The organism is Stenotrophomonas sp. NPDC078853 (genome assembly GCF_044901215.1).
In the GTDB taxonomy this organism is placed as follows: Bacteria; Pseudomonadota; Gammaproteobacteria; order Xanthomonadales; family Xanthomonadaceae; genus Stenotrophomonas; species Stenotrophomonas lacuserhaii.
Window position 1 is genome coordinate 137,996 of sequence record NZ_JBJDOQ010000003.1, and the last position, 23,913, is coordinate 161,908.

General features: G+C 66.6%; 20 protein-coding genes. 18 read left to right on the forward strand and 2 right to left on the reverse strand.

Going from position 1 to position 23,913, the window contains the following annotated elements; translation table 11 throughout:
• Nucleotide 1: 1 nt before the first annotated feature.
• Nucleotides 2-778, reverse strand: coding sequence for a type I methionyl aminopeptidase (map, locus tag ACI2JH_RS04530; protein ID WP_220485006.1), 777 nt, complete (start codon nucleotides 776-778; stop codon nucleotides 2-4).
• Between the two features lie 462 nt (nucleotides 779-1,240).
• Here map and rpsB point away from each other — a divergent pair, with 462 nt between their 5' ends.
• From rpsB to ACI2JH_RS04615, 17 genes are all read left to right on the forward strand, one after another.
• Nucleotides 1,241-2,050, forward strand: a complete 810-nt coding sequence (gene rpsB, locus ACI2JH_RS04535) for a 30S ribosomal protein S2 (RefSeq protein ID WP_042613841.1) — start codon at nucleotides 1,241-1,243, stop codon at nucleotides 2,048-2,050.
• A gap of 124 nt (nucleotides 2,051-2,174) precedes the next feature.
• Nucleotides 2,175-3,053: a translation elongation factor Ts gene (gene tsf / locus ACI2JH_RS04540; RefSeq protein WP_042613840.1), complete on the forward strand. Its 879-nt coding sequence runs from the start codon at nucleotides 2,175-2,177 to the stop codon at nucleotides 3,051-3,053.
• Nucleotides 3,054-3,263: 210 nt separating this feature from the next.
• On the forward strand, nucleotides 3,264-4,802 hold the full coding sequence (locus ACI2JH_RS04545) for an HDOD domain-containing protein (protein WP_404735553.1): 1,539 nt from the start codon (nucleotides 3,264-3,266) through the stop codon (nucleotides 4,800-4,802).
• A gap of 85 nt (nucleotides 4,803-4,887) precedes the next feature.
• The gene (pyrH, locus tag ACI2JH_RS04550; RefSeq protein WP_042613838.1) at nucleotides 4,888-5,619 is read left to right on the forward strand and encodes a UMP kinase; all 732 of its coding nucleotides are present in this window, start codon (nucleotides 4,888-4,890) and stop codon (nucleotides 5,617-5,619) included.
• Nucleotides 5,620-5,709: 90 nt separating this feature from the next.
• Complete coding sequence (frr, locus tag ACI2JH_RS04555) at nucleotides 5,710-6,267, forward strand: ribosome recycling factor (RefSeq protein ID WP_042613837.1); 558 nt, start codon at nucleotides 5,710-5,712, stop codon at nucleotides 6,265-6,267.
• A 5-nt stretch (nucleotides 6,268-6,272) separates the two neighbouring features.
• Nucleotides 6,273-7,040 carry a polyprenyl diphosphate synthase gene (uppS, locus tag ACI2JH_RS04560; RefSeq protein WP_349998420.1) on the forward strand — a complete coding sequence of 256 codons (768 nt, stop codon included), beginning with the start codon at nucleotides 6,273-6,275 and terminating at the stop codon, nucleotides 7,038-7,040.
• Complete coding sequence (locus tag ACI2JH_RS04565) at nucleotides 7,037-7,879, forward strand: phosphatidate cytidylyltransferase (RefSeq protein ID WP_101099953.1); 843 nt, start codon at nucleotides 7,037-7,039, stop codon at nucleotides 7,877-7,879. Before uppS ends, ACI2JH_RS04565 begins: the two co-directional genes overlap by 4 nt.
• Before the next feature lie 2 nt (nucleotides 7,880-7,881).
• Entirely contained in the window at nucleotides 7,882-9,072 is a 1,191-nt protein-coding gene (dxr, locus tag ACI2JH_RS04570; RefSeq protein ID WP_404735554.1) for a 1-deoxy-D-xylulose-5-phosphate reductoisomerase, read from the forward strand.
• A 34-nt stretch (nucleotides 9,073-9,106) separates the two neighbouring features.
• The gene (gene rseP / locus ACI2JH_RS04575; RefSeq protein ID WP_404735555.1) at nucleotides 9,107-10,465 is read left to right on the forward strand and encodes an RIP metalloprotease RseP; all 1,359 of its coding nucleotides are present in this window, start codon (nucleotides 9,107-9,109) and stop codon (nucleotides 10,463-10,465) included.
• A 95-nt stretch (nucleotides 10,466-10,560) separates the two neighbouring features.
• Nucleotides 10,561-12,915, forward strand: coding sequence for an outer membrane protein assembly factor BamA (gene bamA, locus ACI2JH_RS04580; RefSeq protein WP_404735556.1), 2,355 nt, complete (start codon nucleotides 10,561-10,563; stop codon nucleotides 12,913-12,915).
• Between the two features lie 317 nt (nucleotides 12,916-13,232).
• Nucleotides 13,233-14,255 carry a UDP-3-O-(3-hydroxymyristoyl)glucosamine N-acyltransferase gene (lpxD, locus tag ACI2JH_RS04585; protein WP_101099950.1) on the forward strand — a complete coding sequence of 341 codons (1,023 nt, stop codon included), beginning with the start codon at nucleotides 13,233-13,235 and terminating at the stop codon, nucleotides 14,253-14,255.
• Nucleotides 14,252-14,707 (forward strand): 3-hydroxyacyl-ACP dehydratase FabZ, encoded by a 456-nt coding sequence (fabZ, locus tag ACI2JH_RS04590; RefSeq protein WP_101099949.1) that lies wholly within the window; start codon nucleotides 14,252-14,254, stop codon nucleotides 14,705-14,707. Before lpxD ends, fabZ begins: the two co-directional genes overlap by 4 nt.
• A 19-nt stretch (nucleotides 14,708-14,726) precedes the next feature.
• Nucleotides 14,727-15,518 carry an acyl-ACP--UDP-N-acetylglucosamine O-acyltransferase gene (lpxA, locus tag ACI2JH_RS04595; RefSeq protein WP_042613829.1) on the forward strand — a complete coding sequence of 264 codons (792 nt, stop codon included), beginning with the start codon at nucleotides 14,727-14,729 and terminating at the stop codon, nucleotides 15,516-15,518.
• The gene (lpxB, locus tag ACI2JH_RS04600; protein WP_101099948.1) at nucleotides 15,515-16,762 is read left to right on the forward strand and encodes a lipid-A-disaccharide synthase; all 1,248 of its coding nucleotides are present in this window, start codon (nucleotides 15,515-15,517) and stop codon (nucleotides 16,760-16,762) included. Before lpxA ends, lpxB begins: the two co-directional genes overlap by 4 nt.
• Complete coding sequence (locus tag ACI2JH_RS04605; RefSeq protein WP_101099947.1) at nucleotides 16,759-17,436, forward strand: ribonuclease HII; 678 nt, start codon at nucleotides 16,759-16,761, stop codon at nucleotides 17,434-17,436. Before lpxB ends, ACI2JH_RS04605 begins: the two co-directional genes overlap by 4 nt.
• Nucleotides 17,437-17,949: 513 nt before the next feature.
• A complete protein-coding gene (gene dnaE, locus ACI2JH_RS04610) occupies nucleotides 17,950-21,531 on the forward strand; it encodes a DNA polymerase III subunit alpha (protein WP_319273923.1) in 3,582 nt (1,193 codons plus the stop codon).
• A gap of 74 nt (nucleotides 21,532-21,605) precedes the next feature.
• Entirely contained in the window at nucleotides 21,606-22,565 is a 960-nt protein-coding gene (locus ACI2JH_RS04615) for an acetyl-CoA carboxylase carboxyltransferase subunit alpha (RefSeq protein ID WP_182655392.1), read from the forward strand.
• A 185-nt stretch (nucleotides 22,566-22,750) separates the two neighbouring features.
• On the opposite strand, the gene ACI2JH_RS04620 is transcribed toward ACI2JH_RS04615, so the two are convergent.
• On the reverse strand, nucleotides 22,751-23,206 hold the full coding sequence (locus ACI2JH_RS04620; RefSeq protein WP_319273922.1) for a CopD family protein: 456 nt from the start codon (nucleotides 23,204-23,206) through the stop codon (nucleotides 22,751-22,753).
• Nucleotides 23,207-23,269: 63 nt separating this feature from the next.
• Here ACI2JH_RS04620 and ACI2JH_RS04625 point away from each other — a divergent pair, with 63 nt between their 5' ends.
• Entirely contained in the window at nucleotides 23,270-23,860 is a 591-nt protein-coding gene (locus tag ACI2JH_RS04625) for a class I SAM-dependent methyltransferase (protein WP_101099943.1), read from the forward strand.
• Nucleotides 23,861-23,913 lie beyond the last annotated feature (53 nt).

The window sequence follows — 23,913 nt, forward strand, 5'->3', positions numbered from 1 at the left end:
GTCAAGCGACCTGCGATTCGCCCGGCGCAAGGGTCAGCACGTCCACGCCGGTCTCGGTGACCGCGATCATGTGCTCCCACTGCGCCGACAACTTGCGATCCTTGGTGACCACGGTCCAGCCGTCCGGCAGCACCTTGTTGTAGCGGGTGCCCTCGTTGATCATCGGTTCGATGGTGAAGGTCATGCCCGGCTGCAGCACCAGGCCCTGCCCCGGGCGGCCGTAATGCACCACCTGCGGTTCATCGTGGTAGACCTTGCCGATGCCATGGCCGCAGTACTCGCGCACCACGCTGAAGCGCTCGCTTTCGGCGTAGCTCTGGATGGCATGGCCGATATCGCCCAGGGTGGCGCCCGGCTTGACCGCACGGATGCCGCGCCACATCGCTTCATAGGTCGCATCGACCAGGCGCTTGGCCATTACCGATGGCGTGCCCACGTAGTACATGCGGCTGGTGTCGCCGTGCCAGCCGTCCTTGATCACGGTGACGTCGATGTTGACGATGTCGCCGTCCTTGAGCACCTTGGCCTCGCTGGGGATGCCATGGCAGATCACGTTGTTGACCGACGTGCATACGCTCTTGGGGAAGCCGCGGTAGCCGACGTTGGCAGGGATCGTCTTCTGCACGTTGACGATGTGGTCATGGCAGATGCGGTCCAGCTCTTCGGTGGTGACACCGGGCTTGACGAAGGGCGTGACGATGTCCAGCACTTCGCTGGCCAGTCGCCCGGCCTCGCGCATCAACTCGATTTCCTGGGGGGTTTTCAGATTTACGCTCATGCCTGCCATTATCGCCGATCCGGGCCCGATGCTGAACGGGTTCGTGACACAGCGACGTGCGGGGCTGACCGAGGGCACGGGACCATAAAGGAAGCTGAATACGCGCCGGCAGGGACTCTCGCCCGGGGCCCGGAGCCCTTGCGGGCGGCAGCTCCAGCCTGTCGCGCCGCCGCTGCCGTCACTCACCTGGAGCGGATTGCAGCGCGCGCCCTGCTGGCCTATAATCGGCGGATTGCCTGCCGCATCCCTGCGCGGGACATCGTCCACACCGGACGTCACCGGTGAATCCACACCCATCGTCCCGATCCGTGCCGGGGTGCCCCGCAAGGGGTTCGGCCACGGAGACGATGGGGAAGCCCAACCCCGGAACCATCAATGCGCGCCCGCGCAGTCCCGCACACTTTCCGCGGGCGTCCCGCAAGGGACAACGGAGCACGCCGGTTCCCTGCCAGGAGTTTTGCAATGCCCCAGATCACCATGCGCCAGATGCTCGAAGCCGGCGTCCACTTCGGTCACCAGACCCGTTACTGGAACCCGAAGATGGCTCCGTACATCTTCGGTGCCCGCGGCAAGATCCACATCATCAATCTGGAAAAGACCGTCCCGCTGTTCAACGATGCGATGAACTTCATCTCCTCGGTGGCCCAGAAGCGCGGCACCATCCTGTTCCTGGGCACCAAGCGCAGCGCGCGTGAGTCGATCCGCGAAGAAGCCGAGCGTTGCGGCATGCCGTTCATGAACCAGCGTTGGCTGGGCGGCACCCTGACCAACTTCCGTACCGTCAAGCAGTCGGTTGCCCGCCTGAAGGAACTGGAAGCCGGCGAGAACGACGGCAGCTTCGAGAAGCTGGTCAAGCACGAAGTGCTGGGCCTGCGTCGCGAGCGCGACAAGCTGGAAGCTTCGCTGGGCGGCATCAAGGACATGAACCGCCTGCCGGACGCGATCTTCGTGATCGATATCGGCCACGAAGACATCGCCATCAAGGAAGCCAAGAAGCTCGGCATCCCGGTGATCGCCGTGGTCGACACCAACTACAACCCGGAACTGGTGGACTACGCCATCCCGGGTAACGACGACGCCATCCGTGCCGTGCAGCTGTACGCCCGCGCTGCCGCTGACTCCGTGCTGGAAGGCAAGGCCGCTGCGCCGCATGCCGCCACCGTGCGCGAAGAAGAGTTCGCCGAAGCCGCTGAAGGCGAAGAGGCCAAGCCGGCCCGTCGCGCTCCGGCCAAGAAGGCTGCGCCGAAGAAGTCCGACGACGCACAGGCCTGATCCAGGCCCCGGGTGGATGCGCTGCGTCCACCCGCCCTGCCGGCCGCTTCGGCGGCTGACAGCACCCTGTCATACGGGCCGGCCAGCATGCCGGCCCAACCCCTTTCTTTTGTGAGGTAATCCCATGGAAATCACTGCTTCCCTGGTCAAGGAACTGCGCGAGCGCACCGGCGCCGGCATGATGGAATGCAAGAAGGCGCTCGTTGAGAACAACGGCGACATCGAGGCGTCCATCGAAGCGCTGCGCAAGTCCGGCCTGGCCAAGGCTGACAAGAAGTCCGACCGCGTTGCCGCCGAAGGCGTCATCGTGGCCGCCCAGGAAGCCGGCAAGGCCGTGCTGGTCGAGATCAACTCCGAAACCGACTTCGTCGCCAAGGATGAGAACTTCACCAACTTCGCCAAGTCGGTCGTCGACGTTGCGCTGTCCTCCGGCGCTGCCGACATCGATTCGCTGAAGGCCGCCAAGCTGGCTTCGGGCGACACCGTCGACGAGACCCGCGCTGCGGTCATCGCCAAGGTCGGCGAGAAGGTCGACGTGCGTCGCATCGTGCGCCTGGAAAGCAGCAACAACGTGGCGGCCTACGTCCACGGCGGTCGCATCGGCGTGCTGGTGGAACTGGCCGGTGGCGATGCCGAGCTGGCCCGTGGCCTGGCCATGCACGTGGCGGCGATGAATCCCCCGCACAACAAGGCGTCCGACGTTCCGGCCGACTTCGTTGCCAAGGAGAAGGAAATCGAGCTGGCCAAGATGACCGACAAGGACAAGGCCAAGCCGGCCGACATCCTGGAGAAGATCATCAGCGGCAAGATCGCCAAGATCGTCAACGAAGTCACCCTGTACGGCCAGCCGTACGTGCTGAACACCGACCAGACCGTCGAGCAGGTGCTGAAGGCTGCCGGCGCCGACGTGGTGGGCTTCAAGCGCCTGGCCGTGGGCGAAGGCATCGAGAAGGTGGTGGAAGACTACGCCGCCGAAGTGATGAAGCAGGCCGGCCTGGCGTGATTGCCGGGTTGACCTGATTCACGAAGAAGCCGCGCTTTGCGCGGCTTTTTTGTGCGTTCGGCGCAAGGCCCCCGGGCCAGCGCCGCACTGCCTTTGCGTTATGTGGCGTTCGGACCGATACTTCTTCCGGGGGAGTTCGTTTAGTGCAAGGGCCACTATGCAGATCTGTGACGGAACCCTCATCCCGCACCCTTGAACGATCGACTCGATATGCCTCCCGAGCTGACAGCCGTCCTGGCGCTCTGCCGCAATCTCCCGTCGCCTCCCGGCATCGCGCTGCGCATCATCGAACTGGCCCAGGATCCCGAAGCCGACCTCAGCACCGCCGCCGATATCATCGCCATCGACATGGCGCTCAGCGCGCGCATGCTGCGCATCGCCAATTCCCCGCTGTATGCCAGCCGCCGCCGGATCGACAACCTGGGCCAGGCGCTGACCATGCTCGGGCTCAATGCCACCCTCAGCCTGGCCCTGGGCTTCACCATTACCCAGGGCGTGGCAGGTACGGCGGGCAGCCCCGAACAGGACCTGCGCGAACGCGCCTGGCGCCGCAGCATCCTCAGTGCGCTGGCCGCCAGCCAGCTGGGCCAGGCGCGCGGCCTGCGCCGGCTGGAAGAACTGATGCTGGCCGGCCTGCTGCAGGACATCGGCGTGCTTGCGCTGGCCCAGTCACACCCCGATACCTACCTGCCGCTGCTGCGCGACGCCGACAGCAACGCGGCCCTGCTGGACGCCGAACGCGCGCAGCTGCAGTGCACCCACGCCGAGGTCGGGGCCTACATGGCCGCGCAGTGGGACCTGCCCCGCTACCTCAGCGAAGCGATCGCGCGCAGTGAAGACGGCACCCCGTCCCAGGACACCTTCCAGGCCTGTGTCCAGCTGTCCGGCACGGTGGCCGACATCTGGCTGGACAGCGACCCCGACGCCGCACGCGAGCGCGCACTTGAGCAGGTGCATGCCCGCCTGCAGCTGGACAGCGCGCAGTTCGACCAGGTGCTGGCGCAGATCAGCCAGGCCCTGCCGACCATCGCCAGCCTGTTCGACACCTCGCCGACCACCCCGGCGCGCGTGCAGCTGCTGATCGACCACGCACAGGAACTGGCGACCCTGCGCAACCTGCGCCAGATGCAGGACGCCGAGCAGGCCCGCCGCCGCGCCGACGAGTTCGAAGCGCGGGCCAACCGGCTCACCGAACAGGCCCACCGCGATGCCCTGACCGGCGTGCTCAACCGCCGCCAGCTGGAAACCGTGCTGGAACAGGAATTCCTGCGCGCTACGCGGCACGGCTGGCCGCTTTCGGTAGCCTTCATCGACCTGGATGACTTCAAGAAGATCAACGATGCGCACGGCCACCTGACCGGCGATGAAGTGCTGCGCGAGTTCGCCGGCACGCTGCAGGGACAGCTGCGCACCAGCGACACGGTGGCGCGTTTTGGTGGCGAAGAGTTCGTCGCGCTGCTGCCCAACACCACCGAATCGGTCGCCCTGGATGTGATCCGCCGCGTGCTGGCGCGCATCGTGTCCACCCCGATGGCAATGCTGGAGGGCGGGCCGCTGTTCATCACCTTCTCCGCCGGCGTGGCGACCCAGGGAGGCTATGAGCGCTTCGCCGACGTGCAGGACCTGCTGCGTGCCGCCGATGATGTGCTCTACCGCTCCAAGAACCTTGGCCGCAACCGGGTGATCGCACGTTCCCCGGGCGATGGAGCGGCCCTGGCCCCACCGGCCGAAGCCCCGTCCGCCGCCTGAACCAGGGCCCGCGCGCGAAATAACTACAGCAGCGCCGCGCTTGCCAGTAGAATCTGCCGGGAATTCACGCACCCTGAGGTCCCCCATGTCCAAGCTCGCCTATCGCCGCATCCTGTTGAAACTTTCCGGGGAGGCGCTGATGGGGGACGAGGACTACGGCATCGATCCCAAGATCATCAACCGCCTGGCCCGTGAAGTGGTCGAAGCCCAGCAGGCTGGCGCGGAAGTGGCACTGGTGATCGGTGGCGGCAACATCTTCCGCGGCGCCGGGCTGGCTGCAGGCGGCATGGACCGCGTCACCGGCGACCAGATGGGCATGCTGGCCACGGTGATCAATGCGCTGGCCATGCAGGACGCACTGGAAAAAGTCGGTGCCAAGGCCCGCGTGATGAGCGCCATCAAGATAAACGACGTGTGCGAGGACTACATCCGCCGCCGCGCCATCCGCCACCTGGAAAAGGGCCGCCTGGTGATCTTCGCCGCCGGCGTCGGCAGTCCGTTCTTCACCACCGATTCGGGCGCCGCCCTGCGCGCCATCGAGATCGGCGCGGACCTGCTGCTGAAGGCCACCAAGGTCGATGGCGTCTACGACAAGGATCCGAACAAGTACAGCGATGCGGTGCGCTTCGACAGCCTGACCTACGACGAAGTGATCATCCGCGGCCTGGAAGTGATGGATACCGCGGCCTTCGCCCTGGCGCGCGACAGCGACCTGCCGATGCGCGTGTTCGACATGGGCCAGCCGGGTGAACTGCTGAAGATCCTGCACGGCGAGAACATCGGCACCCTGGTCAGCGGCCGCAATCCCGCCGCCTGAGCGCCGGATGCATGACCGGGGCCCTGCGGTCCCGGCTGGGCGCCTATTCGCCTATAATCGCCCGATTCCAGTAATACCCAGGACCGGGCGATGCTCAACGACATCAAGCAGAACGCGCAGACGCGCATGGCCAAGAGCATCGACGCTCTGCGCCACACCCTGACCACCATCCGCACCGGCCGCGCCTCGCCGGCGCTGCTGGACGGCATTTCCGTGCTGGCCTATGGCTCGCAGTCGCCGCTGGCCAACGTGGCCACCATCAGCGTTTCCGAAGGTCGTTCGCTGGTGATCTCGGTATTCGACAAGTCGCTGGTCGCAGCGGTCGAGAAGTCGATCTACGCCTCCGACCTGGGCCTGACCCCGACCGTGGTCGGCACGGTCATCCGCCTGAACCTGCCGCCGCTCACCGAAGAGCGCCGCAAGGAACTGGCCAAGACCGTGGGCAAGGAAGGCGAGGAAACCAAGGTCGCCATCCGCAACATCCGCCGTGATGCCAACCAGGAAGTGGCCAAGCTGCTCAAGGACAAGGAAATCACCGAGGACGACAAGAAGCGCGCCGAGGACGATATCCAGAAGCTGACCGACAACAGCATCAAGGACGTGGACAAGGTCGTGGCGGAAAAAGAAAAGGAACTGATGGCGGTCTGAAGTCGATGCCTTCAGCCCCGCCCCCGCTGCCCAGCGCGCTGCCGCGCCACGTTGCCATCATCATGGATGGCAACGGGCGTTGGGCGCAGCAGCGCCGCCGCCCGCGCATGATCGGCCACCGTGCCGGTGCCCGCGCGGTCAACCGCACCATCGACCGCTGCCTGGAACTGGGCATCCCGGCGCTGACCCTGTTCGCGTTCTCCAGCGAAAACTGGGGCCGCCCGGATGACGAGGTGCAGGCGCTGATGAAGCTGTTCCTGCACGCGCTGGATCGCGAAGTGGACGAGCTGCACCGGCGTGGCGTGCGCGTACGCTTCATCGGCGAACGCGAGCGATTCGGTGCCTCGCTGGTGAGCCGCATGCAACTGGCCGAACAGCGCACCGTGGACAACACCACGATGACCCTGTCCATCGCCGCCAGCTACGGCGGCCGCCAGGACATCGCCCGTGCTGCGCGTACGCTGGCCCAGGAAGTGGCCGCCGGCCGCCTGTTGCCCGAACAGATCGATGAAGACCTGCTGGGCAGCCACGTGGCGCTGGCCGACATACCGGCCCCGGACCTGTTCATCCGCACCGGTGGCGACACCCGCATCAGCAACTTCCTGCTGTGGCAGCTGGCCTACACCGAACTCTGGTTCACCGATGTACTGTGGCCGGACTTCGACACCGACCAGCTGCAGCGCGCGCTGGACACCTACGCCGGGCGGGAGCGCCGTTTCGGCCTGACCAGTGCCCAGATCGCTGCCCTGGCCACCGAGACGTCCAGCCCATGACCAAGACCCGAGTCCTCGCCGCGCTGATCATGGCGCCGGCGGCCATCGCCGCGATCCTGCTGCTGCCCAGCCAATGGCTCGCCGCCGCCGCCGCCGCGGTGTTCCTGATCGGCCTGTGGGAATGGCTGAAGCTGGCGGGCGTGGAAGACACGCTGGCCCGCACCACCCTGCTGCTGCTCAACCTGGTGCTGATGGTGCTGGTGGTCTGGGACCGCGACGCTTCGCTGTTCCTGTTCCGCGTGGCTGCGCTGATCGGCGTCGGCTGGTGGCTGCTGGCCCTGCTGTGGCTGCGTTTCTTCAACTTCGGTGCACAGCCGGACAGCCCGGCGCGCGCGCTCAAGCTGCTTGCCGGCACCCTGGCGATCCTGCCGGCATGGGCCTCGCTGGTGCTGCTGCACGCCACCAGCGACCAGGGCCACCTGTGGCTGCTGACCGCGCTGGCCGTGGTCTGGGCCGCCGATTCGGGCGCCTATTTCGCCGGCCGCACCTTCGGCCGCCACAAGCTGGCCCCGCGCATCAGCCCCAACAAGACCTGGGAAGGCCTGTTCGGCGGGCTGGTCGCCGGCCTGCTGGTGGCTACCGCGTTCGGCCTTGGTTTCGGCGTGGATGCCTGGCAGCTGGTCACCCCCGCACAGTTGCCCTGGCTGCTGCTGGTGACGGTGGTGGCGGTGTTCGCCTCGGTGCTCGGCGACCTGTTCGAGAGCCTGCTCAAGCGCCATGCCGGCGCCAAGGATTCGGGCCACATCATTCCCGGCCATGGCGGCGTGCTGGACCGTATCGACGGCGTATTGGCCGCATTGCCGGTGTTTGCCATCGGCAAGGAAATCTTCGGACTCTGACCATGCATGCTGCCCCTGCCCTGCGCCGTGTCGCCGTGTTCGGCGCCACCGGCTCGATCGGCGCATCGGCGCTGGATGTCATCGCGCGCCACCCGGACCGCTTCCAGCCGACCGTGCTGGCTGCCGGGACCCAGGTCGATGCGCTCGTCGCGCTGTGCCTCGCCCACCGTCCGCTGCACGCGGTGATCGCCGATCAGGCGCTGTACCCGCGCCTGCGTGACGGCCTGCGCGAGGCCGGCCTGGCAACCACCGCCCACGCCGGCAGCGCTGCACTGGACACACTGGCCGCCGGCGATGACTGCGACACGGTGATCGCCGCGATCGTCGGTGCCGCCGGGTTGTCCTCCACGCTCGCCGCCGCGGCGGCAGGCAAGCGCCTCCTGCTGGCCAACAAGGAATCGCTGGTGCTGGCCGGCGAACTGCTGATGCGCACCGCGCAGCAGGCGGGGGCGGAAATCATCCCGATCGACAGCGAACACAGCGCCATTTTCCAGTGCCTGCGCTCCCGCGACGCTACCCTGGAAGGCGCCGGCGTACGCCGCATCCTGCTGACCGCTTCCGGCGGCCCGTTCCGTGGCCGCAGCCGCGCCGAACTGGAACGGGTCACCCCGGCACAGGCCGTGGCGCACCCCAAGTGGTCGATGGGCCCCAAGATCTCGGTGGATTCAGCCACCCTGATGAACAAGGGGCTGGAAGTCATCGAAGCCCACCACCTGTTCAACGTGCCGGCTTCGCGGATCGAGGTGCTGGTGCATCCGCAGAGCCTGGTCCATTCACTGGTCGAGTTCGTCGATGGCTCCACCCTGGCGCAGATGGGCCTGCCGGACATGCGCACCACCCTGGCGGTGGGGCTGGGCTGGCCGCAGCGCATCGATGCCGGGGTCGCCGGCCTGGACCTGCTGCGCCAGGGCCGGCTGGATTTCGAAGCTCCCGATACCGACGCCTTCCCCTGCCTGGCGCTGGCCTGGCAGGCCATGCAGGCCGGCGGCACCGCCGCGGCGGTGCTCAATGCGGCCAACGAAGAGGCCGTTTCAGCGTTTCTTCAGGGAAGGATAGGCTTCTTGACCATTCCCGCGCTTGTGGATAACGCTCTGTCAACACTGCCGGTCGAGCCTGCCGATACACTGGGCGGCCTGCTTGCCGCCGACCAGCGTGCCCGCCTGCTCACCCGGACTGCCATCGAAGCCCTCTGAATGCCCTGCCCTGCCACCACCACCGTGAGCTGCCATGACTGAGTTCCTCGGATCGGTATGGTGGATGATCGTCAGCCTGGGCCTGCTCGTGACCATCCACGAGTTCGGGCACTACTGGGTGGCGCGCCGGTGCGGGATCAAGGTGCTGCGCTTCTCGGTGGGCTTCGGCAAGCCACTGTGGTCGCGCCGCGACCGCCATGGCACCGAATTCGCCATCGCCGCCATCCCGCTCGGCGGCTACGTGAAGATGCTGGATGAGCGCGAGGTAGAGGTGCACCCCCACGAGCGCGGACAGGCCTTCAACCACAAGACCGTCTGGCAGCGCATCGCGGTGGTCGCCGCCGGTCCGCTGGCCAACCTGCTGCTGTGCATGCTGCTGCTGTGGGCGATGTTCGTGATCGGCAAGCAGGATTATTCCGCTACCGTCGGCCGCGCCACGGGCATGGCCCAGGCCGCCGGCCTGCAGGGCGGCGAGCGCATCCTGGCGGTGGACGGCCGCAGTGTGGCCACCGTGGGCGAGGCCAGCATGGCGCTCACCGCGGCGGCGATGGACCGCCACGACGTCACCCTGCAGGTGGTCGACGCCCAGGAACGCCAGCACCAGCGCGTGCTGCCGCTGTCCCAGCTGCCGGCCGGCTTCGATGAACGACGGGTCGCCCCGCTGGCCGGCGTCACCTGGCAGTTCTGGCTGCAGCCGGCGCTGGTGGACCGGCTGGTGGACGACTCCGCCGTACGCGGCATACTGCAACCCGGCGACCTGATCGTGGCGGTGGACGGCGAGCGTATCGATGCGGCCGACCAGGTCTACCCGGCCGTACAGGCGCTGGGCAAGCGCGGCGGGCCCGGCATGGTCGACGTGCTGCGCGGCGGTGAGCGGCTGGCGCTGGAAGTCACCCCCCGGCAGGGCCTGGATGGCAACCGGCAGCCCGTCTGGCAGCTCGGCATCGGTTTTTCTGAGTCGCACGCCCCCGCCTACGACACCGTGCTGAAGTACGGTGCCTTCGCCGCCGTGCCCGTCGCCATCGGCGAAACCGGGCGCATGGCCGCCGATTCGCTGGGCATGATGCGCCGGATCGTCACCGGCAGCGCCTCGCTGCAGAACGTTTCCGGGCCGGTCACCATCGCCCGGGTAGCCAATGTTTCCGCGCAGCGGGGCCTGGATTGGTTCCTCCAGTTCCTTGCCCTGCTGTCGCTCAGCCTGTGCATCATCAACCTGTTGCCCATCCCCGTCTTGGACGGCGGGCACCTGCTGTATTACCTTATCGAGTTGGTCAAGGGCAGCCCGCTCAGTGAGCGCGCCATGGCCGCCGGGCAGTTCGTTGGCCTGGCGCTGCTGGCAGGGCTGATGGGATTGGCGTTCTACAACGACATCCTTGGCCTGGTTACCCGATGAACCTGGGCTCCTTGATGAACTTTTTCCTGCTGTCGCCGTCTACACGTCGGCATCCCGCATCCCGCAACACGCAATCGACCTCAACCGGACGTGACATGACGCGACTCCCGAACCGCCGCCTGCTGGCCCTCGCCCTCGCTGTTGGCATCGGCGCCCCCGCACTGGCCCAGGCTGCCGCCCCCTTCACGGTCAGCGACATCCGCGTTGACGGCCTGCAGCGCATCAGCTCCGGTACCGTTTTCACCTATCTTCCGGTGGAACGCGGCCAGGCACTGACCGACGCCAAGATCAGTGAAACCATCCGCGCCCTGTACAAGACCGGCTTCTTCGAAGACGTGCAGCTGGACCGGCAGGGCGACATCCTGGTGGTGACGGTCAAGGAACGTCCGGCCATCAACAAGCTGACCGTCACCGGCAACAAGGACATCAAGTCCGACCAGCTGCTGAAGGGCCTGAGCGATATCGGCCTGACCGAGGGCGGTACCTTCGATCGCCTGAGCCTGGACCGGGTGACCCAGGAGCTTCGCCGCCAGTACAACGACCGTGGCAAGTACAACGTGGAAATCACCCCGGTGGTGAGCCCGCTGGACCGCAACCGGGTGGACATCGCGATCACCATCAAGGAAGGCAAGGCGGCCAAGATCCGCCACGTCAACCTGATCGGCACGGAGAAGTTCGAAGCCGAAGACATCCTGGATACCTGGGAGTCGAAGGAACACAACTGGGCCTCGTGGTACCGCCGCGACGACCAGTACTCCAAGGAAAAGATGTCCGGCGACCTGGAAAAGCTCAATTCCTGGTACCTGGACCGCGGCTACGTGGACTTCAGCATCGACTCCACCCAGGTCTCGATCAGCCCCGACAAGCGCGACATGTTCATCAGCGCCGGCGTCACCGAAGGCGAGCAGTACAAGATCTCCGAGATCAAGGTCAGCGGCGATACCGTGCTGCCGCAGGAAGATGTCGAGCGCATGGTCATCCAGAAGCCCGGCGATACGTTCTCGCGCGCGCTGCTGGAGTTCAGCAGCAACAGCATCACCAATTCGCTGTCCAACATCGGCTATGCGTTCGCCAAGGTGAACCCGATCCCGACCAGCAACCGTGCCGACCGCACCGTGGCGATCAACATGCAGGTCGTTCCCGGCCCGCGCGTTTCGGTCCGCCAGATCGTGTTCCGCGGCAATACCCGCACGTCCGACGAAGTGCTGCGCCGTGAAATGCGCCAGTTCGAGAACAGCTGGTACTCGCAGGCCGCCATCGACCGTTCCAAGATCCGCCTGCAGCGCCTGGGTTACTTCGAGGCGGTGGAAGTGGAAACCCCGGCGGTCACCGGCAGCAACGACCAGGTCGACGTTGTGTACAACGTCAAGGAAACCACCTCGGGCAGCTTCGTGTTCGGCCTGGGTTATTCGCAGTCCTACGGCATGACCACCTCGGTGCAGCTGTCGCAGAACAACTTCCTCGGCGGCGGCAACCGCGTGTCGGTGGACGCATCGCGCAGCAGCGACCTGCAGCGTTACGGCGTCAGCTACACCAACCCGTACTTCACCGATGACGGCGTGTCGCTGGGCTACAACCTGTCCTGGCGCGAACTGGACTACTCCGACTTCAACACCGCGCAGTACAACAGCACCAACGGTGCCGCGCAGATGGTGTTCGGCGTGCCGATCACCGAGACCGACACGGTTTCGCTGATGTTTGGTATTGACAGCAACCAGATCACGACGTACCCGGGCTCGACGCCGCAGTCCATCATCGACTACATCAATGCTGTAGGCCGCAAGACCTTCCACGCATGGCGCAGCGAACTGGGGTGGGCACGCGATTCGCGTAATGACTACTTCATGCCGACCCGCGGTACCTACCAGCGCGTCGGCCTGGAGGCCACCCTGCCGGGCTCGACCGTCGAGTACTACAAGCTTAACTACCAGATCAGCAAGTACTGGCCCATCATTCCCTCGCTGGTGATCAACACCCGCGCAGAGGTCGGCTATGGCGACAGCTATGGCAACGACAGCACGGTCGTTTTGCCTGACGGGCGTACTGTTACTGCCTCCGGCTTGCCGTTCTATGAGAACTTCTATGCTGGCGGTACCAACTCGGTGCGCGGCTTCGAAGACAACACACTCGGCCCGCGTTCCGAAATCACCAACGGCTACCGTAACGGCCAGCCGCTCGGTGGCTCGCTGAAGACGGTGGGTTCGGTGGAAGCCTACTTCCCGCGCCTGTTCGACAGCCCATCGGCGCGCGTGTCCGCGTTCCTTGATTTCGGCAACGTATATACCGGTGTCGATAACTTCAAGGCCAACGAACTGCGCGTCTCCACTGGTGTAGCCCTGCTGTGGCGCGCCCCGGTGGGCCCGATCTCGATCAGCTACGCCTTCCCGTTGAAGAAGGAAGACGGCGACGAAGTCGAACGCCTGCAGTTCACCTTCGGCGGCCAGTTCTAAAAGCTGCTGCAGGTATTACAAGATCGCCGGGCATTGCCCGGCGATCTTGTTTCCGGCAGCGGCCGCCCCCTGCCGCGCTTCGCGCTCGCCGAGCACGGCTCGGCGCTACCGGCATTGCGGCGCGTGGCGTCCGCGGGCGCGGGAGGGGACAGGTGCTGATGGGGCGGATCGGGCGGGACCCTGAGCCGCAGGGATGGGCCTGCGGCGTGTCCTGCCCAGCCCGGCCCCTCCCCGTCGCCGTTGCGGGGAGGTGCTGCACGGCCAATCCACCGAAGCCGGACAATGACCCCCGTCACGCCACGCGGTAAACTCCCCGCGTGAACACTCCTACCTACACCGCCCAGCAACTCGCCGAGCAGTTCGGCCTGCAGGTCCATGGCGATGCCTCCACCGTGATCGGTGGCGTGGCGACGCTGGCCCATGCCGGACCCGGCCAGCTCACCTTCCTGGCCAACCCGCGCTATCGCGCGCAGCTGGCCGACAGCCAGGCCGGCATCGTGGTGCTGCGCGCCGACGACGCCGAGGCCGCCCCCGGCACCGCGCTGGTCGCCAAGGATCCCTACAACACCTTCGCCCGCATCGCCGCCCTGTTCGACGTGGCGCCCACGCGCGCGCCGGGCATCCACCCCAGCGCGGTCATCGACCCCAGCGCGCAGGTGGCCGCCAGCGCCCACGTCGGCCCCTTCGTCACCATCGGCGAGCGCAGCGTGGTCGGTGAGAACTGCATCATCGGCGCCGGCAGCGTGATCGGCGAAGACTGCACGCTGGACAGCGGCTGCGAGTTGATCGCCCGGGTCACCCTGGTCACCCGGGTGAAGCTGGGAAAGCGCGTGCGCATCCATCCCGGCGCGGTGCTGGGCGCCGATGGCTTCGGCCTGGCGATGGACGCCGGCAAGTGGATCAAGGTGCCGCAGCTGGGCGGCGTGCGTATCGGCGATGACTGCGAGATCGGCGCCAATACCTGCGTGGACCGTGGCGCCCTGGAAGACACCGTGCTGGCCGAAGACGTGCGCCTGGACAACCTGGTGCAGATCGCCCACAACGTACAGATCGGCGCCCATTCGGCGATCGCCGGCTGCACCGGCATCGCCGGCAGCGCCAAGATCGGCCGCTACTGCCTGCTGGGCGGTGCGGTAGGCGTGGTCGGCCACCTCGAAATCTGCGACAAGGTCGTGATCACCGGCAAATCGGTGGTGCGCAACTCCATTACCGAGCCAGGCGAATACTCGTCCGGCACCCCGTTGACCGACAACCGCACGTGGCGCAAGAACGCCGCGCGCTTCAAACAGCTCGATGCGCTGGCCCGTCGCATCCTGTCTGTGAGCAAGGAGAAGGAATGAGCCAGGAACAGACCCTGCCGGACATCGCCCAGATCCGGGCATTGATCCCGCACCGCTACCCTTTCCTGCTGGTGGACAAGGTCGTATCGCTCGACTTCGAGAACCGCAGGATCGTCGCGCGCAAGAACGTCAGCATCAACGAGCCGTTTTTCCTGGGGCATTTCCCGGAACAACCGATCATGCCCGGCGTGCTGATCATCGAAGCCATGGCCCAGGCCGGTGGCGTGCTGACCCAGCTCACGCTGGGCCGCGATGCACAGTCCAAGCTGTTCTACATGGTGAAGGTCGACAACGTCCGCTTCAGTGACAAGGTCGTTCCCGGCGATGTGCTGGAGATGCACGTGGAGATCAAGCGCGTGATCCGCAACATGGCGGTGTACGACTGCAAGGCCTTCGTCGACGGCAAGATCGTCGCGTGCGCCGAAGTCATGTGTGCCGGCACCCGCGAATAACCCAACAGGAGGACCACCGATGAGCGGACACGCTCCGTTGATCCATCCCACGGCGGCAATCGATCCGTCGGCGAAGCTCGCCGACGGCGTCCGCGTGGGCGCGTTCACCCTGATCGGTGCCGATGTTGAAATCGGCGAGAACACCGAGATCGGACCGCATTGCAGCGTGCACGGCCCCACCCGGATCGGGCGCGACAACCGTTTCATCGGCCATGTGGCGGTGGGCGGCGAACCGCAGGACAAGAAGTACGCCGGCGAACGCACCGAACTGGTGATCGGCGACCGCAACGTGTTCCGTGAGTTCGTCACCCTCAACCGCGGCACCGGCGGCGGCGGTGGCATCACCACCGTGGGCAACGACAACTGGATGCTGGCCTATACGCACGTGGCGCATGACTGCCACGTCGGCAACCACTGCGTGTTTTCCAACAACACCACGTTGGCTGGCCATGTGACCGTGGGCGACCACGTGATCATCAGCGGCTTTGCCGGTGCGCACCAGTTCTGCCGCATCGGCGCGCATGCCTTCCTCGGCATGGGCGCGCTGACCAATGGCGACGTGCCGCCGTTCACCATGGTCGGCAGCGATTCGCTCGGCCGCCCGCGCGGCATCAACAGCGAAGGCCTCAAGCGCCGCGGTTTCGATGCCGAGCGCATCGCCAGCATCAAGCGCGCCTACCGCACGCTGTACGTGGCCGGCCTGCCCCTGGCCGAAGCCAAGGTGCAGCTGGCCGAGCAGGCCCGCAGCAGCGAAGACGTGGCCGAGCTGTTGGCGTTCATCGAGCAGGCCGAGCGGCCGCTGCTGCGATGAATCCTGCGCCGCTGCCGCCGACCGCTGCGGTCATCCCGTTCCGCGTGCACAACGCCAGCTTGCCGGCCCACGTGGATCCGCGGCCGCTGCGCGTTGCGCTGGTGGCCGGCGAGGCCTCCGGCGACCTGCTCGGCGCAGGCCTGGTGAGCGAGCTCAAGGCCCGTTTCCCGAATGCCGAGTTCGCCGGCATCGGCGGTGACAGCATGCGCGGTGCCGGCTGCCAGACCTGGTTCGATGCCAGCGAGCTGGCGGTGATGGGCCTGACCGAAGTACTGCGCCACCTGCCACGCCTGCTGAAGCTGCGCGCGCAGTTCCGCCAGCGCGTGCTGGAGTGGCAGCCGGATGTGTTCATCGGCATCGATGCCCCGGACTTCAACCTGCCCGTGGAGCGCTGGCTGAAGCAGCGTGGCATCCGCACGGTGCACTACGTCAGCCCCTCGGTCTGGGCCTGGCGTGAGAAGCGTGCCGAGAAGATCGGCGCCAGCGCCGACCTGGTGCTGTGCCTGTTCCCGATGGAACCGCCGATCTATGCCCGGCACGGCATCGATGCGCGTTTCGTCGGCCACCCGATGGCCGATGACATTCCCCTGCACGTGGACCGCGAGCAGGCGCGCGCGGCGCTGGGCCTTCCGTCCAATGCCAAGGTCCTGGCGGTGCTGCCCGGCAGCCGGCTGGGTGAAATCAGCCGGCTCGGTGAACCGTTCTTCGAGGCGGCCTGGCAGGTATGCGAGCGCATCCCCGGGCTGCACGTGGTGGTACCGGCGGCCAACGCGGCCTGCCGTGCGCTGATCGATGAACAGTTGTCGCGCTCGGCGTTGCCGGTGGTGCATTCGCATGTGCTGGATGGCCAGGCACGTACTGCGATGATCGCCGCTGACGTGGTGGTGCTCGCTTCCGGTACCGCTACCCTGGAAGCGATGCTGGTGAAGCGGCCGATGGTGGTGGGCTACCGGGTCAACGAGCTGACCTACCGTCTCGTCAAGGCGCTGGGCCTGCTCAAGGTGGACCGCTATGCGCTGCCCAACATCCTGGCCAACAAGGATCTTGCGCCGGAATTGATGCAGCACGACTGCGTGCCGGAAAAGCTGGCCGCGGCAATCCAGCAGTGGTTCGACCATCCGCAGAAGATCATCGACCTGCAAGCGACCTACGAGCAGTTGCACGGAGCGCTGCGCCGCGATGCGTCGGCACGCGCGGCCGACGCGGTAGCCGAACTGGTCGCGCGCGGAGCGGTGGCCTCGTGAGCCGTCGCGGCGCTGCCGCCGCCTCGCTGGCGCTGTTCGGCGCGGGCGGTCCGGCCCCCGTGGTGGTGCAGCGCATTGCCGGCGTGGACGAAGCCGGTCGCGGTCCGTTGGCCGGTCCGGTCGCGGTGGCTGCGGTGGTGTTTGACCCGGCACGGCCACGCATCAACGGCCTGGATGATTCCAAACAGCTGACTGCCGCCCGCCGCGAGCAGTTGTACGACCGCATCATCGACCGCGCACTGGCCTTCCATGTGGTGCTGGTGGATGCGCCCACCGTGGACCGACTGAACATCTACCAGGCCACGCTGCAGGGCATGCGCGAGGTGGTGGCCGCCGTCGCCCACGTGGCCGAACTGGCCCGCATCGATGGCAACGTGGTGCCCAAGGGCCTGGTACTGCCGGGCGAGGCGCTGATCGGCGGCGATGCCATCGACCGCGCGATCATGGCCGCCTCGATCCTGGCCAAGGTCAGCCGTGACCGGTACATGCAGCAGGCGCACATGCAGTACCCGCATTTTGGTTTCGACCAGCACAAAGGGTATGGCACACCGGCGCATCTGGCAGCGTTGCGCGCGCACGGCCCGTGCCTGGAGCACCGACGCAGTTTCGCGCCCGTGCGGGAGTGCCTGGCGGTGCCGGTTGCTGCTCCGGTGGAGATGGCGCTGGCGCTGTGAGTGGGTCGGCGAACGGGTGAGACCTCCTCGCGGGTGGCTGGAAAGCCGCAGATTTGGAGTGGGCCGGGCGGTGGCCGCCACCCGCGTAATGGAAAAGAAGAAAAGCGGTAGCGCCGACCCATGGTCGGCGGACACTGTCAGTCTCCTTTTCCCCCACCATCCGCCGACCATGGGTCGGCGCTACCAGGGCCGCCATGGACCTGTCGAAGGTGGGGCGGGGTGGGTTGGCGGGGGCGTAGAGCGCCATGGATGGCGCGAAACGAGGCCCGCAGGATGCGGTTGTTGCCGTCCGCCGCCAACCCACCCCGCCCCGCCAACCCATAGCAATGCAGCTGTTGACGTTGACGTTGCTTCGGCTTCGAAGCCCGCGCGCAGCGCGCAACACCCCTACGTCAAGACCTTGTCCGTACAGCCCCTCGCCGCTACCCTGAGCACGCACTCCTGCGCACCTGCGACCCCGGCGGCCGTTCCTACGCCTGCTCCCGGGGCCGGTGCGCTCCAACCTGGTCCGGCATGTCCAACTCCCGTTTCGTCCATCTCCACGTCCACACCGAATTTTCGCTGGCGGATTCCACCATCCGCGTGCCGGCGAAGCCGGAACAGGCTGACCCGAAGAAGGCCAAACAGGCCAACCTGCTGTCGCGCGCGGTCGAACTTGGCCTGCCCGCGCTGGCCGTCACCGACCTGAACAACCTGTTCGCGCTGGTCAAGTTCTACAAGGCCGCCGAAGGCGTGGGCATCAAGCCCATCGCCGGCGCGGACGTGATGATCGCCGAGGAAGGCCAGGATCCCTGGCGGATGACCCTGCTGTGCCGTGACCGCGAGGGCTACCTCAGCCTGTCGCGCCTGCTGACGCGTGCGTGGATGGAAGGCCATCGCCCGGAAGGCGGCGTGGCCGTGCACCCTGAATGGCTGAAGGCCGGCTGCCAGAACCTGTTCGCACTCAGTGGCCGCGACAGCCTGGCAGGCCGCCTGGCCGCCGCTGGCAAGCACGACCTCGCCGAACAACAGCTGGCCGACTGGCAGCGGGTGTTCGGCGATGGCCTGCACCTGGAACTGACCCGCACCGGGCGCGAAGGCGAAGAGGCGTTCAACCAGTTCGCGCTGATGGCGGCCGGCCAGCGCGGCCTGCCGGTCATCGCCAGCAACGATGTGCGCTTCCTGCAACCCACCGATTTCAGCGCCCACGAAGCGCGCGTGTGCATCGCCTCCGGGCGCGTGCTGGATGATCCCAAGCGTCCGCGTGACTACAGCGACCAGCAGTACCTGAAGTCATCCGAAGAGATGTGCGCGCTGTTCGCCGACATCCCCGATGCGATCGACAACACCCGCGCGCTGGCCGAGCGCTGCAACATCGAAATGCGGCTGGGCACCTACTTCCTGCCCAACTACCCGGTGCCCGACGACGAGACGCTGGACAGCTGGATCCGCAGCGAAGCGCGCAAGGGCCTGGCGCTGCGCATGGAGAAGAATCCCGTAGCGCCTGGCATGACCTTGCAGGACTACAGCGACCGCCTGGAATTCGAGCTGGATACCATCATCAAGATGGGCTTCCCCGGCTACTTCCTGATCGTGGCCGACTTCATCCAGTGGGGCAAGAACCAGGGCATCCCGATCGGCCCGGGCCGTGGTTCCGGTGCCGGTTCGCTGGTGGCCTGGGCGCTGCAGATCACCGATCTCGACCCCCTGCCCTACAACCTGCTGTTCGAGCGCTTCCTCAATCCCGAACGCGTTTCGATGCCCGACTTCGACATCGACTTCTGCATGGACCGCCGCGACGAAGTCATCGACTACGTGGCGCGCAAGTACGGCCGCGAACGGGTCAGCCAGATCATCACCTACGGCACCATGGCGGCCAAGGCCGTAGTGCGCGACTGCGGGCGTGTGCTTGGCTTCCCGTACGGCCTGGTGGACAGCGTGGCCAAGCTGATCCCCAACATCCTGGGTATTTCGCTGAAGGATGCGATGGGCGAAGGCAAGGACAGCGAGATGGCCTCGCCGGAGCTGATCCAGCGCTACCAGAGCGAGGACGATGTCCGCGACCTGATCGACCTGGCCCGGCAGCTGGAAGACCTGACCCGCAACGCCGGCAAGCACGCCGGTGGCGTGGTCATCGCGCCGGAGCCGCTGGCCGAGTTCTGCCCGCTGTTCGCCGAGCACGATGAAAACGGCATCGGCCGCAATCCGGTCACCCAGTTCGACAAGAACGACGTGGAAGAAGTCGGCCTGGTGAAGTTCGACTTCCTCGGCCTGCGCACGCTGACCATCATCGACTGGGCGGTGAAGGCGATCAACAAGCGCCATGAGCGCGCCGGCATCCCGCCGGTGGACATCACCCAGTTGCCGCTGGACGACGCCCCCACCTACAAGGACATCTTCGCCTCGGGCAACACCGGCGCGGTGTTCCAGTTCGAATCCTCCGGCATGCGGCGCCTGCTGAAGGACGCCAAGCCGGACCGCTTCGAAGACCTGATCGCGCTGGTGTCGTTGTACCGCCCCGGCCCGATGGACCTGATTCCTTCCTTCGTCGACCGCAAGCATGGGCGCGAAGACGTGGAATACCCCGATCCGCGCACCGAGCGCATCCTGCGCGACACCTACGGCATCATGGTGTACCAGGAGCAGGTGATGCAGATGGCGCAGATCGTCGGCGGATATTCGCTGGGCGGCGCCGACCTGCTGCGTCGTGCGATGGGCAAGAAAGTGCCGGCCGAGATGGCCAAGCACCGCGAGATCTTCCGCGAAGGCGCGGCCAAGGACGGCGTCGGCGAGGCCAAGGCCGATGCGATCTTCGACCTGATGGAGAAGTTCGCCGGCTACGGTTTCAACAAATCCCACGCCGCCGCCTACGCACTGGTCAGCTACCAGACGGCCTGGTTGAAACGGCATTACCCGGCCGAGTTCATGGCCGCCACGCTGTCTTCGGACATGGACAATACCGAGAAGGTGGTCGGCTTCCTGGATGAGGTGCGCAACCTCGGCCTGACCGTGCTGCCGCCGAAGGTCAACCAGTCCGCCTACATGTTCGAAGCGGCCACGCCGGACACCATCCAGTACGGCCTGGGCGCGATCAAGGGCGTCGGCCAGGGCGCCTGCGAAGCGGTGGTCGACGAGCGCCTGCAGAACGGGCCCTATACCGACCTGCTGGATTTCTGCACGCGCATCGGTTCGGCCAAGCTCAACCGCCGCACGCTGGAAGCGATGATCAACTGCGGCGCACTGGATGAGCTGGGGCGCAATCGTGCCTCGCTGGCCCTGCAGTTGCCCGAAGTGATCAAGGCGACCGAGCAGATGGCGCGCGAGCGCGCGTCCGGCCAGAACTCGCTGTTCGGCGGTCCGGATCCGAATGCACCGGCGATCCACCTGGAACTGCAGGAAACCGACGAATGGCCGCTGCTGCAGCGCCTGACCGGTGAGCGCGATACGCTGGGCTTCTACCTCAGCGGACACCCCTTCGATCCGCATCGGGAGGACGTGCGCGACCTGGTCGGCACAGATCTTGGCGCGGTCGAGAAGATCTGGAGTGCCGCCAGCGGCGGGGGCGGCGGTGGCGAAAAGCGCTGGCGCCCGGAAGTGCAGACGGTGCTGGCAGGCCAGGTCGTCGGGGTGCGCCGCAAGGGTGAAAGCCAGATCTTCATCCAGCTTGAAGACGGTCGCGGCCGGGTCGAGTGCAGTGCGTTTTCCGATGCGATGGCCGAGTTCGGCCACCTGATGACCAAGGACCGCATCCTGGTGGTCAAGGGCGGTCTGCGCGAGGACGAATTCAATGGCGGCTTCGCCCTGCGCATCCGCCAGTGCTGGGACTTCGACGAGGTCTGCGCGAACTACGCCACGCGGCTGTCGCTGCGCGTGGACCTGCGCCGCGAACGGCCGGTCTGGGAGCGCGTCAATGCCCTGCTCGACCGCCATCGCCCCGGCCGCACGCCTCTGCGCCTGGACCTGCTGCTGAAGGACCCGGAAGGGTCGCTGGCGGGGATGCTGGACGTGGGCGGCGACAGCGCTGTACGCATCGATTCCAGGCTGATCCAGGCCCTGCGCGCCGACCCCGCCGTGCGCACGCTGAAGGTACGCTACAGCCCGCCGTGGGCGAGCTGACCAGACGACGGCGTACGGGGCATCCGCACGCATTCGGCTAAACTTCCCTCCTTACATTCATACGACGGCTTCCGATGAATCCGAACTACCTCGACTTCGAGCAACCCATCGCCGACCTGGAAGCCAAGATCCAGGAGCTGCGCAGCGCCAGCGCCGGTCCGGCGGTCAACGTTGAAGCCGAAGTAACGGCCCTGCGGGGCAAGCTGCGGACGCGCACCGCGCAGATCTTCCGCAACCTGACCTCATGGCAGGTGCTGCAGCTGGCCCGCCACCCGTCGCGTCCGTACACGCAGGATTACCTGCACCTGATGTTCGACGGGTTCCAGGAGCTGGCCGGCGACCGCGCCTTCGCCGACGACAAGGCGATCATGGGCGGCCTGGCCCGCCTCAATGGCCGCGCGGTCATGGTGATCGGCCACCAGAAGGGCCGCGACACCAAGGAAAAGATCAAGCGCAACTTCGGCATGCCCAAGCCGGAGGGTTACCGCAAGGCGCTGCGCCTGATGAAGATGGCCGAGCGTTTTGGCCTGCCGGTGCTGACCCTGATCGATACCGCCGGCGCCTGGCCGGGCATCGACGCCGAATCCCGTGGCCAGTCCGAAGCCATCGCGCGCAACCTGATGGAGATGGCCGAGCTGAAGGTGCCGGTGATCTGCACGGTGATCGGCGAAGGCGGCTCCGGCGGTGCACTGGCATTGGGCGTGGGCGACCGCACCATCATGCTGGAATACAGCGTCTATTCGACCATCAGCCCGGAAGGCTGCGCCTCGATCCTGTGGAAGGACGCCAGCAAGGCCAAGGACGCCGCCGAACAGCTGGGGCTGACCGCGCCGCGCCTGAAGGGCCTGGGCCTGATCGACAAAGTGGTGCGCGAGCCGACCGGCGGCGCACACCGCAACCCGGTGCAGATGGCCAAGCGCCTGAAGGCCGTGCTGGTCAACGAACTGGACGCCCTGCAGGGCCTGCCGACCGACGAGCTGCTGGCCAAGCGCTACACGCGCCTGCGCAGCTACGGCACCTACGAAGCCGCATGACCTGACGCGCCGGACGATGTCCGGCGCCTCTCCGATCAGGTAGCTGGTAGCGCCGAGCCATGCTCGGCGGCTCTCCGATCAGGCATCTCCAGGCCGGATGCAGGCCGCGCTCCGCGCTCGCCGAGCATGGCTCGGCGCTACCGGCGCTACCGGCACGCCGACGCGCCGACGCTACCCGGCGTGGCTCAGAACGGCTTGGCCAGTACCAGCCATACGATCGGGATGAAGGCCAGCAGCGGGATCTCATTGATCCAGCGCAGCGCGCGCGAAGACGGCAGCGCGCGGCCTCTGGCTACGCCTTTCAGCAGCCGCCCGATCCAGATGAAATACCCCAGCAGCACCACCACCAGGCCCAGCTTGGCGTGCAGCCAGCCGGCTCCGCCCGGGGCCACCATGGTCGGGAAGTCCGGGATGACGCGGTAGCCCAGCCACAGCACCAGCCCCAGCACGAAGGCCAGGCCGAACATGCTGTGGCCGAAGCGGTACAGGCGCATCCCCATCAACTGCAGACGTTCGCTGACTGCCGCCTGCCCTGCCGTCTCGGCGATGTTGACCAGGATGCGCGGCAGGTAGAACACCGTCGCCATCCAGGCCACCACGAACACCAGGTGGAAGGTCTTGACCCAGAAGTAGGACTGCATGTGCTCGCTCCAGCGGCTGGCGTAGGATGAGCACCATTTTCACCGATGCGCAGGGCCACGTACATGCACAAGACCTACGACGCCGCTTATTTCCAGCACTGGTACCGGCGTGCCGATATCGGCGGCAGCGCGCGGCTGGCGCGCAAGGTCGCCTTGGCCGTGGCCAGCGCCGAGTACTACCTGGAACGCCCGATCCGCAGCGTGCTGGACATCGGCTGCGGCGAAGGCGCATGGCGCGCGCCGCTGCTGAAGCTGCGCCCGAAGCTGAGCTACCTGGGCTTTGACAGCAGCGACTACGCCGTGGGCCGCTACGGTCGCACCCGCAACCTGCACCCGGCCAGCTTCGGCGATTTCGCCTGGCTGCGGCCGTGCGCGCCGGTGGACCTGCTGATCTGCTCGGATGTGATGCATTACGTGCCCGACCGCGAGCTGCGTGCCGGCCTGGCGGGCATCGGCGAGCTGACCGGGGGCGTCGCCTTCCTGGAGACCTTCGCCGCCGAGGACGACTTCGACGGGGACCACGAAGGCTTCCACCCCCGTCCGGCCCGCTGGTATCGGCGCGAACTGGGCAAGCACGGCCTGGCCCCGATCGGTTCGCATTGCTGGCTGGGCGCCTCCTTGGGCCAGGAAGCTTCGGCGCTGGAAACGGCCTGAACGGGTGCCGGCGGGTCTGCGACCCCAATTAATATTACGCCGCGCCGGATCGG